This window comes from Candidatus Streptomyces philanthi (assembly GCF_059553635.1).
In genome coordinates, this window is record NZ_JCANQV010000257.1 from 1 (window position 1) to 8,579 (window position 8,579).

At 75.4% G+C, this 8,579-nt stretch carries 9 protein-coding genes and 1 pseudogene; 4 read left to right on the forward strand and 6 right to left on the reverse strand.

Features of this window, described 5'->3' with window-relative positions; translation table 11 throughout:
* Position 1 precedes the first annotated feature (1 nt).
* From AC51EU_RS23615 to AC51EU_RS23630, 4 genes are all read left to right on the forward strand, one after another.
* Positions 2-2,146, forward strand: coding sequence for a glycoside hydrolase family 31 protein (locus AC51EU_RS23615; protein ID WP_496269054.1), 2,145 nt, complete (start codon positions 2-4; stop codon positions 2,144-2,146).
* An 84-nt stretch (positions 2,147-2,230) separates the two neighbouring features.
* Entirely contained in the window at positions 2,231-3,115 is an 885-nt protein-coding gene (locus AC51EU_RS23620) for a M15 family metallopeptidase (protein ID WP_496269055.1), read from the forward strand.
* Between the two features lie 146 nt (positions 3,116-3,261).
* Positions 3,262-3,714: a Zn-ribbon domain-containing OB-fold protein gene (locus AC51EU_RS23625; RefSeq protein WP_496269062.1), complete on the forward strand. Its 453-nt coding sequence runs from the start codon at positions 3,262-3,264 to the stop codon at positions 3,712-3,714.
* The gene (locus AC51EU_RS23630; RefSeq protein WP_496269056.1) at positions 3,711-4,901 is read left to right on the forward strand and encodes a lipid-transfer protein; all 1,191 of its coding nucleotides are present in this window, start codon (positions 3,711-3,713) and stop codon (positions 4,899-4,901) included. Before AC51EU_RS23625 ends, AC51EU_RS23630 begins: the two co-directional genes overlap by 4 nt.
* 15 nt (positions 4,902-4,916) lie before the next feature.
* Here AC51EU_RS23630 and AC51EU_RS23635 read toward each other — a convergent pair whose 3' ends face one another.
* The 6 genes and pseudogenes from AC51EU_RS23635 to AC51EU_RS23660 all read right to left on the reverse strand — a co-directional run.
* Positions 4,917-5,516: a GTP-binding protein gene (locus AC51EU_RS23635; protein WP_496269057.1), complete on the reverse strand. Its 600-nt coding sequence runs from the start codon at positions 5,514-5,516 to the stop codon at positions 4,917-4,919.
* Positions 5,517-5,723: 207 nt separating this feature from the next.
* Complete coding sequence (locus AC51EU_RS23640; RefSeq protein WP_496269058.1) at positions 5,724-6,335, reverse strand: TetR/AcrR family transcriptional regulator; 612 nt, start codon at positions 6,333-6,335, stop codon at positions 5,724-5,726.
* 73 nt (positions 6,336-6,408) lie between these two features.
* Positions 6,409-7,278, reverse strand: coding sequence for an alpha/beta fold hydrolase (locus AC51EU_RS23645; RefSeq protein WP_496269059.1), 870 nt, complete (start codon positions 7,276-7,278; stop codon positions 6,409-6,411).
* A 145-nt stretch (positions 7,279-7,423) separates the two neighbouring features.
* The gene (locus tag AC51EU_RS23650; RefSeq protein ID WP_496269060.1) at positions 7,424-7,837 is read right to left on the reverse strand and encodes a DUF742 domain-containing protein; all 414 of its coding nucleotides are present in this window, start codon (positions 7,835-7,837) and stop codon (positions 7,424-7,426) included.
* Between the two features lie 19 nt (positions 7,838-7,856).
* Complete coding sequence (locus tag AC51EU_RS23655) at positions 7,857-8,294, reverse strand: roadblock/LC7 domain-containing protein (RefSeq protein ID WP_496269061.1); 438 nt, start codon at positions 8,292-8,294, stop codon at positions 7,857-7,859.
* Positions 8,291-8,579, reverse strand: a pseudogene (locus AC51EU_RS23660) (histidine kinase); the annotation flags it as partial. The gene AC51EU_RS23655 and the pseudogene AC51EU_RS23660, both read right to left, overlap by 4 nt.

The window sequence follows — 8,579 nt, forward strand, 5'->3', positions numbered from 1 at the left end:
GGTGCGGGTGGCGGCGGGCGGCGCGGTGTTCTGCGGCTGGGACGACGCGTCGCCGGAACCGTCGTACGCGCTGGCCGGTGCGGGTCCGGGGCCGGACGCGCGGGCGGTGCTGGAGCCGGACACGGGGGGCGGCTGGCGGATCGTCTCGGAGCGGGTGACGGTGGTGGTCTCCCGGTACGGGGCGGTGGAGGTGCGGACACCGGGCGGTCTGGTGCTGCGGCGGGAGCTGCCGCCGCGGTGGTGGGACCGGGCCGGGGAGGACGGGCCGGCGGCGTCGCGCTGGGTGCAGCGGTCACAGGTGGCGTCCGACGCGCGGTTCTTCGGGCTGGGCGGGCGGTCCGGGGGGCCGCGGCTGCGTGACGGGTCGTACCGCTTGTGGAACACCGATCCGGGCGGGGCGTTCGGTCCCGGGGACGATCCGTTGTCGGTGACGATGCCGGTGCAGCTGGTGGTGGCGGACGCCGGGACGCATCTGGTGTTCCACGACAACTCCTGGGACGGCTGGGTGACGTTGCGGGAGGGCCGGGAGGGCGCCGGGTCGGGGCACGACCGGTGGGGCGCGTGCGAGGTGCGGATGGACGGGGGGCCGCTGCGTTACTGGGTGCTGACGGGGACTCCGGCGCGGGTGCTGCACTCCTGGGCGGCGCTGACCGGGGCCCCGGTGCCGCCGCCCGCCTGGGCGCTGGGGTACCAGCACGCGCGGTGGGGGTTCGGCGGGCAGGAGGAGGTGCGCCGGGTGGTGGCGGGCTACCGGGAGCGGGGGCTGCCGCTGTCGGCGGTGCATCTGGACATCGACCACTACGACGGGCACCGGGTGTTCACCGTGGACCGGGGGCGCTATCCGGATCTTCCGGGTCTGGCGCGGGAGTTGCGGAAGGAGGGGGTGCGGCTGGTGTCGATCGTCGATCCCGGGGTGAAGGCGGAGCCGGGCGGTGCGGTGTACGAGAGCGGTGCGGCGGCGGACGCGTTCGTGCGGGACGCGCGGGGGCGGCCGGTGCGGGGGGTGGTGTGGCCGGGTGAGGCGGTGTTCCCGGACTTCACCGCCCCGGCGGTGCGGGCGTGGTGGGGCGGGTGGTACGAGGAGCGGCTGGCGCAGGGCTTCTCGGGGGTGTGGCACGACATGAACGAGCCGGCGTCCCTCGCGGTGTTCGGCGAGCCGACGCTGCCGCGTTCGGCCCGGCACTGCCTGGAGGGCCGTGGCGGCGACCACCGGGAGGCGCACAACGTCTACGGTCTGGCGATGGCGCGGGCGGGGTACGAGGCGCTGCGGCGGCTGCGGCCCGGGGAGCGGCCCTTCCTCTTCTCCCGTGCGGGCTGGGCGGGGATGCAGCGGTACGGCGGAACGTGGTCGGGTGATGTGGCGACGGGCTGGGCGGGGTTGCGGGCGTCGCTGTCGCTGGTGCTGGGGCTGGGGTTGTGCGGGGTGCCGTACAGCGGTCCCGACGTGGGCGGGTTCTCCGGGGTGCCGTCGCCCGAGTTGTATCTGCGGTGGTTGCAGTTGGGCGCGTATCTGCCGTTGTTCCGTACGCACGGGGCGCCGTGGGCGGGGCGCCGGGAGCCGTGGGAGTTCGGTGCCGGGGTGCTGGAGCACGCGGGGGCGGTGCTGCGGGAGCGGGAGCGGCTGCTGCCGTACTGGGTGACGCTGGCGCACCTCGCGCGGCTGTCCGGGGCGCCGTACGTGCGGCCGGTGTGGTGGCACGCACCGAGGGACCGGGCGCTGCGGGACTGCGGGGACGCGTTCCTGCTGGGGGACGCGCTGCTGGTGGCGCCGGTGTTGGAGGAGGGGGCGGTGCGGCGGTCGGTGCGGTTGCCGCGTGGGCGGTGGTACGACACCGCGACCGGGCGGGCGTACGAGGGGCCGGGGCAGGTGGTGGTCGAGGCGCCGCTGTCGCGGGTGCCGGTGCTGGCGCGGGCGGGCGCGGTGGTGCCGGTCGCGGGGGCGGACGGCGGGACGGAGCTGGAGGTGTGGGCGCCGGCCGCGGGGCGTGGCGGGGGTGGTCCGGTGGTGCCGGACGCGAGGGACGGTGCGGAGGTGGAGCGGTTCGCCGTGCGGTGGTCCGGGGGGCGGGTGGTCGTGGAGCGGCAGGGCGGGGGGCCGGTGGGGTATCCGGTACGGGTGCGGGGTGTGACGGCCGTGGACGGGTGAGGGCAGTGAGAGACATGTGGAGCCTGTGATGTGAGGGGCCTCGGGGGCTTCCCCGGGGCTGCCGCGTGCTGGTAGACGAAGGCCATGCCGCACCTCGCCGCCGCGCTCCGCGGCCTCACCGCAGCCGTCACCGCCCTCCTCCTGGCCGTCACCGCCGCCCCCGCGGAGGCCGCCGCCGCTCCCCCGCCGCACACCACGGACCCCAGGGCCCCCAGGGAGTTCGTCGCCCTGCGCGACGTGGACCCGACCGTGATCGAGGAGATGCGGTACGCCACCCCGCACGACTTCCTGGGCACCCCCGCCGCCGGCTACCGCGAGCCGCTGTGCGTCGTGACGCGGGACACCGCGCGGGCGCTGCACCGGGCGCAGCGGTGGTTCCTGCGCCGCGGCCTCTCCCTGAAGGTGTACGACTGCTACCGGCCGCAGCGGGCCGTCGACGGCTTCATGTCCTGGGCCGAGGACACCGCCGACCAGCGGATGAAGGACGAGTTCTATCCGCGGGTCGACAAGTCGGCCCTGTTCCGGGACGGCTACATCGCCGAGAAGTCGGGCCACAGCCGCGGCAGCACGCTCGACCTGACACTGGTACGCCTCCCGGCGGCGCCGACCCGCCCGTACGTCCCCGGCGAACCGCTCTCCCCCTGCTACGCCCCGAAGGCGCTGCGCTTCCCGGACAATGCGATCGACATGGGGACCGGCTTCGACTGCTTCGACACCCTGGCCCACACCCTCGACCCCCGGGTGACGGGGACCCAGCGCGCGAACCGGCTGCTGCTGAAGCGGGGCATGGAGAAGGCGGGCTTCGTCAACTATCCGTACGAGTGGTGGCACTACACCTTCACACCGGAGACGTTCCCCGGTACGTACTTCGACTTCCCCGTGGCCCGGTCGTCGCTCCACGGCGGCCGGGCCGGCCGAGACCGGGGCGGGAACACCCCCGTCGCTCCCGCGTCCCGGTCCCGCAGGTAGGGACGCGGGCGGGCCGCGCGCGGTTCGCGGCGGTCGCGACCACAAGGCTCCCGCGCCGGGCTTCCCCGTCACGCCCCCGCGTGCCACACTCCTGACGTTCCGTCAGATACGTACCGGGAGGGGCAGTGCCACACATACGCGGGCCCGTGGTGCCGGGGTGGTTCGGGCAGGAGGCGGGGGGTTTCCGGTTGCTGGGGACGCGTTGCCGGAAGTGCGGGGCGGTGTTCTTCCCCCGGGAGGACGTCTTCTGCCGCAATCCGGACTGTGCGGGGACCCTCCTGGACGAGGTGCCGCTCTCGCGGCGGGGCACGGTGTGGTCCTGCACCGACAGCCGGTACCGGCCGCCCGCTCCCTATCCGGGCCCGCCGGGGGGTGCGTGGCGGCCGTTCACGCTGGTCGCCGTCGAGCTGGCCGCCGAGCGGATGGTGGTGCTCGGTCAGGCCGTCCCCGGTGTCACGGTGGCGGAGCTGCCGGTGGGGTCGGAGGTGGAGCTGGTGCCCGGTGTGCTGTACGAGGACGAGGAGACGGCCTGGACGACGTGGAACTGGGCCCCGGTCCGCCGCCCGGGGAACGGTGCGGACCGGGACGGCACGCCATGACCGCCGACATCGCCGTACTGGGCACCGGGATGCATCCCTGGGGCAAGGAGGGGCGGCCCTTCGTCGCCTACGGGGTGCACGCGGCCCGCGAGGCGCTGGCGGACGCCGGACTGGAGTGGCGGGCGGTGCAGAGTGTCGTCGGCGCGGACACCGTGCGTGGCGGGTACCCCGGGTATGTCTCCGGTGCCGCGTTCGCCCGCGCCCTCGGCTGGCAGGGCGCCCGGGTGACCAGCGTCTACGCGGCCTGCGCCTCCGGGGCACAGGCCGTGCAGACGGCGCGCGCGCAACTCCTCGCGGGGATGGCGGAGGTGGTGCTGGTCGTCGGCGCCGACGCCGCGCCCAAGGGGTTCTTCGCGCCGGCCGGCGGGGAGCGCCCGGACGATCCGGACTGGCTGCGGTTCCGCGTCCTCGGGGCCACCAACCCCGCCTACTTCGGGCTGTACGCGCGCCGCAGGACCGCGCTGTACGGCGACACCCCGGAGGACTTCGCGCGGGTCAAGGTGAAGAACGCGGCGGCGGGCGCGGCCAATCCGTACGCCCGCTACCGCACCCCCGTCACGAGGGAGCAGGTCGCCGCCTCGCCGGTGGTGGCCGATCCGCTGCGGCTGCTGGACATCTGCGCCACGTCGGACGGCGCCGCGGCCCTCGTCCTCGCGACCATGGACTTCGCGCGGCGGCACGGCGCCGGTGACCCGGTGCGCATCCGCGCGGTGGCCACCGGCACCCCGACCTACCCGCGGACCGTCCTGGACCTGCCGGACATCGCCACCGACTCCGCCGCCGCGGTCCCGGCGCCGGCGACGGGCTTCCGCGCCGCGCTGGTCCGCGCCGCCTACGAGGAGGCGGGCATCGGCCCCGAGGACCTCTCGCTCGCCGAGGTCTACGACCTGTCGACCGCCATGGAACTGGACTGGTACGAGGACCTGGGGCTGTGCCCCGAGGGCGAGGGGGCCCGGCTGCTGCGGGAGGGGGCGACGGCGCTCGGCGGGCGGCTGCCGGTGAACCCCAGCGGCGGCCTGGCCTCCTTCGGGGAGGCGGTGCCCGCCCAGGCCCTGGCGCAGGTCTGCGAACTGGTCCGGCAGCTGCGCGGGCGGGCGGGCGACCGCCAGGTCCCCGGCGCGCGGGCCGGGGTGGCGGGCAACCAGGGGCTGTTCGGGCACGGGTCGGCGGTGGTCGCCGTCCGGTGAGGCGGCCCGTCCCCGTCAGGGGGCCGTCGTCTCCTCCTGCCGTCCGCTGAAGTCCCACGCCTGCCGTACGACGGCGATCAGGACGTCGCGGACGGAGTCCTTCTCCCGCGCGTCGCAGAGCATCACCGGGATCTCGGGGTCGAGGTCCAGGGCGTCCCGGACGGCCTCCGGGGAGTGGCGGTCGGCGCCGTCGAAGCAGTTGACGGCGACCGTGAACGGCAGGCCGCGGCGCTCGAAGTAGTCGATGGCGGCGAAGGAGTCGGCCAGCCGGCGGGTGTCGGCGAGCACCACGGCGCCCAGCGCGCCCTGCGCCAGCTCGTCCCACAGGAACCAGAAGCGGTCCTGCCCCGGGGTGCCGAAGAGGTAGAGGACCAGCTGCTCGTTGAGGGTGATCCGCCCGAAGTCCATCGCGACGGTGGTGGTGCTCTTGCTCTCCACCCCCGCGAGGTCGTCGACGGGCCGCCCGGCCTCCGTCAGCCGTTCCTCGGTGCGCAGCGGCTTGATCTCGCTGACGGCGCCGACCAGCGTCGTCTTGCCCACGCCGAAGCCGCCCGCGACAAGGATCTTGAGCGTCACCGGATCGGCGGCGGGACGGCTCTCACGCCCGGACACCATGGGCCTCTTCTCCCGGATTGCCGTGTATACAGGTGGAACTCACGCTTGGTCCTCGACGTCGGTGAACGGCCTGCGACTGCAGAAGAAAACCGTACAACGTATGCCCGTCGCCGCCGACTTGAGGGCGTCCCCGACGGGGGCGGAGCGTCCCCGGTGTCCGGAAATGCACGGTGATGTTACGCGTGTTGACCGGGAGCCCGGTGCCGTTCAGCGCGGTCCGAGGGCCGCGGGCCGTCCGGGCAGGCCCAGCAGTCCGGTCAGGCCGGTCTCGACGAAGGCGCACAGTTCGTCCCGTCCGCCCGTCCCGTCGGCCGGCCAGCTGAGGACGGCCTCCTCGGCGAACGCCAGCCACGCGCGGGCGGCGAGGGCCGCGCGCGGGGTGTCGGGGACGCCCAGCCGGCGCTGCCCGGCGGTGAGCCGGCCCGCGAGGATGTCGCGGGTCCGGTCGAGGATGTCGCCGACGGCGCGGGGACCGCCCGCGCCGCCGCGGGCCAGCGCGAGATGGGTCTGCCGGTTGGCCAGGACGTGGTCGACGAAACCGGCGACGAACGCGCCCAGCCACCGGGCGGGTTCGAGGCCGGGGTCGGGCGCGGTGGCATCGGCGAAGCGCTCGCAGGCGGCGCGGACGACGGCGCGGTGGAACTCGCGCTTGGACGCGAAGTAGTGGAAGAGCAGGCCGCGGGAGATCCCGGCGCGCCGGGCGACCTCGTCGGTGGACAGCTCGTCGCAGGAGCGGTCGGCGAGCATCTCCAGACCGATGGCGACCAGCTGGGCCCGGCGCTGGTCCGGGGTGAGGCGGACGACGCGTTTGCCGGACATGCCCGCAGTGTACGGGCAGGCCGCCGGGAACGATCTCGGACGCTCCGTACGGGCCGGTCCGCGCGGCGGGTGGTCAGTGGTGGCGGGAGAGGTGGTCGAGGAGGGCGGGGAGGACGAGGTGGGGCTCCTCCTCGGGCAGCCAGTGCCCGGCGCCGTCCAGCACCTCGAAGTGGTAGGGCCCGTCCATCCACTCCCCCGTCGACTCCGCGGCGGTGCGGCCCAGCGCCACGTCCTCGCTGCCCCACAGGAACAGGGTGGGGACGGCGATCCGGCCGACCGGCGCCGGGACGTCGTCCTCGGGGGCGCGGTACCAGTTGAGGGTGGCGGTCAGGGCGCCCGGCCGGGAGAGCCGGCGCACGTTGGAGTCCACCAGCGCGCCGGGGACCCCCGGGCCGTACACGGCCCGCAGCCGGGCCGCTCCGTCGGCGAGCAGCGCGGTCTCGGCGGCGTGCCCCTCGCGGCGGAAGAAGCGGACGTAGTCCATCCGGCGGTACTGGTCGGTGTCCCCGGCCGCGGCGCGGCGCAGCGCGGAGGGGTGCGGAGTGGCCAGTACGGTCAGCGACTTGAGCCGTCCGGGGCGGGCGGCGGCCAGCGCCCAGGCGACGATGCCGCCCCAGTCGTGCGCGACGAGGTGGAAGCGGCCGGCGCCGAGGGAGCGGGCGAAGGCGAGGGCGTCCGCGACGAGTTCGGGGACGGCGTAGTCGGCGGTGTCCGGCGGGCGGGCGCGCGGGGCGTAGCCGCGCTGGTCGACGGCGACGGCGCGGTACCCGGCCGTGCCGAGTCCGGTCAGGACGGCGCTCCAGCAGTCGGCGAACTCGGGCCAGCCGTGCAGCAGCAGGACGAGGTCGCCGTCGGCGGGTCCCGCGGCGAGGGCGTCGTGGACGTGCGGGCCGACCGGGATCTCCAGGCGCTCGAAGGGGGGCACGGTCGCATCCAGGGCCATGAGGGCGCTCCTCGGGCTGACGGCGGGTCACCGGGAGCGTACCGGGGCGGCGGGCGCGCGCCGGGTGGCGTCCGGGACGCGGATGCCCGTGCCACCCGTCCGGAGTCCGGGGCGGCACGGGCACGCGTCGCGGCGGGGCCGTGGTTCACAGGGCGCGCAGGCCGTCGATCACCTCGCGCAGCACCTGGGCGTCCGGCAGCTCGGCCGGCGGTACCGGGCGGCTGACATGGACGAGTTCCGCGTCCAGCAGATCGCCGATGAGGACGCGGACGACGCCGACGGGCAGGTCGAGCTCGGCCGCCAGTTCGGCGACCGACAGCGGCGCGTCACGGCACAGCCCGACGATGTCCAGGTGCTCGGGGGCGAGCATCTGGTCGTTGACGTGTTCCTCCGCCCGGCTCTCGGCGATCACCAGGGCGATCAGGTCCAGGCGCCCCTCGGCGGGCGTGCGGGTGCGCCCGCGCGTCATCGCGTAGGGGCGGACGACGGGGCCGGCCTCGTCGTCGAACCAGTGGGCCGCCTCCCGCTCCGGTGCGGTCCGGCCGTCCTGCTCGCTCATCACGTCACCGTCGTCGCCCTCAAGGGGTCAGCCCGGACCTGGGGGCGGTGCCCAGGTGCGTGCCCACACGCTTGACGAGCAGGGTCATCTCGTAGGCGATCAGGCCGACGTCGGAGTCCGCGTCGGCGAGGACGGCCAGGCAGCTGCCGTCGCCCGCCGCGCTGACGAAGAGGAACGCCTCGTCCAGCTCGACCATGGTCTGGCGCACCCGGCCCGCGTCGAAGTGCCGGCCGACGCCCTTGGCCAGGCTGTGGAAGCCGGAGGCGACCGCGGCCAGGTGCTCGCCGTCCTCGCGGGTGAGGTCCTGGGAGGCGCCGGTGGCCAGTCCGTCGCTGGAGAGGATGAGTGCCTTGCGGATGCTGCCGACCCGGTCGACCAGTTCGTCGAGGAGCCAGTTCAGCTCGCCCCCTCCCGACGAGGCCGTTGCGGTGGTGGCTGCTGCCTTCGGTGCGGTCATGGACCGTCCCCTCCCGGTGTGTTTCCTGGTGGTGCCGTGGTGCCCCCGCCGTCGCCGGCGGCGCTGCCGCCCGCGCTGTCGTCGCGGGTGGCGTGGTCGTGTGTGCCGCCTGCGGCGGTCTCCCCGTTGTCGCGGCGGCCGCGCTGCCAGCCGCGCTGGAGCGCCGCCATTCTCGCGCGTACGGCCTCGGCGTCCCGCTCGTCGTCGGCCTCCGTGCCCGGCGGGTCCGGCTCCGGGGGCGGTACGGGGCTGTTCTTGAGCTGCGGTGCCAGGCTGGCCTGGCGG